Source organism: Halanaerobaculum tunisiense (assembly GCF_054657635.1).
On record NZ_BAAHYI010000021.1, the window covers coordinates 1 to 2,621 of the forward strand.

Below are 2,621 nucleotides of genomic sequence, written 5' to 3' on the forward strand. Positions count from 1 at the left end.
TAGCTGGAAAGCTATACCACAGATGGTAATAGTCCAGTAGACAATAACTAACTGAAACTGAGCTGATTTCCTGAGTACCATGAGACACTTGAAACCTCGTGGGAAGCCAGGAGGACCATTTCTTAAGGCTAAATACTTCCTAGCGACCGATAGTGAACCAGTACCGTGAGGGAAAGATGAAAAGAACCCCGGAAGGGGAGTGAAATAGAACTTGAAACCATATGCTTACAAGCGGTCAGAGGGCGTATATTTATCAGCCTGATGGCGTGCTTTTTGCTTAACGAACCGGCGAGTTATGTCAAGTGGCAGAGGTTAAGCCAACAAGGCGAAGCCGTAGCGAAAGCGAGTCTGAAATAAGGCGCAAGTCGCTTGCCATAGACCCGAAACCGAGTGACCTATCCATGGTCAGGATGAAGCAGGTGTAGTAGCCTGTGGAAGTCCCAACCGCATTGGCGTTGAAAAGCCATGGGATGAACTGTGGATAGGGGTGAAAGGCCAATCGAACTCGGAAATAGCTGGTTCTCTCCGAAATAGCTTTAGGGCTAGCCTCGGAGCATATATTTTGGGTGTAGAGCACTGATTGGACTAGGGGCTTACCCAAGCTACCGAATCCAGTCAAACTCCGAAGCCCATTGTATTAACTCCGGGAGTCAGACTATGGGGGATAAGCTTCATAGTCGAGAGGGGAACAACCCAGATCGCCAGTTAAGGTCCCTAAGTGTAAGCTAAGTGGCAAAGGAAGTGAGACTGCTTAGACAACCAGGATGTTGGCTTAGAACCAGCCATTCATTTAAAGAGTGCGTAATAGCTCACTGGTCAAGTGGTCTTGCGCCAAAAATTTACGGGGCTTAAGCTTACCACCGAAACTGCGGATCTTTATTGATGGTAGGAGAGCATTCTATACGGACTGAAGCAGTACTGAAAGGAGCTGTGGACTGTATAGAAGCGATAATGCCGGTATGAGTAACGAGAAATAGGTGAGAATCCTATTCGCTGTAAGTCCAAGGTTTCCTGAGCAAGGCTCGTCCGCTCAGGGTAAGTCGGATCCTAAGCTGAGGCCGAAAGGCGTAGGCGATGGATAGTCGGTCAAGATTCCGACACTACCTATCTCCATTTGAGCAAAGGGGTGACGCAGGAAGATAGACTTGCCTGACAACGGTTTGTCAGGTCGAAGCACCAAGGAGGATACTCTAGGTAAATCCGGAGTATTGTTAACTCTAAAGTGTGATCGGGAGCTTCTACGGAAGCGAAGAAGTTGAGTCTCTACTGCCAAGAAAAACCTCTAGCAAGGTGATAGGTATCCGTACCGCAAACTGACACAGGTGGACTGGATGAGAATTCTAAAGCGAGCGAGTTAACCTTCGTCAAGGAACTCGGCAAACTAACCCCGTAACTTTGGGAGAAGGGGTGCCTCATTAGGGTTTTGCCCGAAGAGGTTGCAACAAAGAAGTCTAAGCGACTGTTTACCAAAAACACAGGTCTCTGCTAAGACGCAAGTCGAAGTATAGGGGCTGACGCCTGCCCGGTGCTGGAAGGTCACGGGGAGATGTTAGGACTTGTTCCAAAGCATCAAACTTAAGCCCCAGTGAACGGCGGCCGTAACTATAACGGTCCTAAGGTAGCGAAATTCCTTGTCGGGTAAGTTCCGACCTGCACGAATGGCGCAACGACTTAGACACTGTCTCGACGAAGGGCTCGGTGAAATTGAAGTGTCTGTGAAGATGCAGACTACCCGCGGCTGGACGGAAAGACCCCGTGGAGCTTTACTGCAATCTGATATTGAACTTTGGTACACTACGTACAGTATAAGTGGGAGGCTAGGAAGTTGGCGCGCTAGTGTCAATGGAGCCGTCTTTGGGATACCACTCTTATTGTGCCGGTGTTCTAACCATGTACTGTGATCCAGTACTGGGACAGTTTCAGATGGGCAGTTTGACTGGGGCGGTCGACTCCTAAACAGTAACGGAGTCGCCCCAAGGTTCCCTCAGTACGGTTGGAAATCGTACGCAGAGTGTAAAGGCAGAAGGGAGCTTGACTGCAAGACATACAGGTCGAGCAGGGACGAAAGTCGGGCTTAGTGATCCGATGGTAGAGTATGGATTTGCCATCGCTCAACGGATAAAAGTTACCCCGGGGATAACAGGCTTATCTCCCCCAAGAGTTCACATCGACGGGGAGGTTTGGCACCTCGATGTCGGCTCGTCGCATCCTGGAGCTGGAGTAGGTTCCAAGGGTTGGGCTGTTCGCCCATTAAAGCGGCACGCGAGCTGGGTTCAGAACGTCGTGAGACAGTTCGGTCCCTATCCGCCGTGGGCGCAGGATATTTGAGGGAAACTATCCCCAGTACGAGAGGACCGGGATGGACGTACCGCTGGTGTACCAATTGTCAACCGATGGCATTGTTGGGTAGCTAAGTGCGGAACTGATAAGCGCTGAAAGCATCTAAGCGTGAAGCAGATCTCGAGATTAGATATCCCATGGAATAATCCAGTAAGTTCCCTGGTAGATGACCAGGTAGATAGGTCAGGAGTGTAAGTGTGGTGACACACTAAGCTGACTGGTACTAATAGAACGAGGATTTAATCTAGGAAGACCTATTGTGCAGTTTTGAAGGTATAATA

Annotated in this window: 1 rRNA gene; it reads left to right on the forward strand. The window is 49.6% G+C overall.

The features are described 5' to 3' along the window. Positions 1-2,587: ribosomal RNA gene (locus tag ACYQ3D_RS12555) — 23S ribosomal RNA — on the forward strand; the annotation flags it as partial. Between the last annotated feature and the right edge of the window lie 34 nt (positions 2,588-2,621).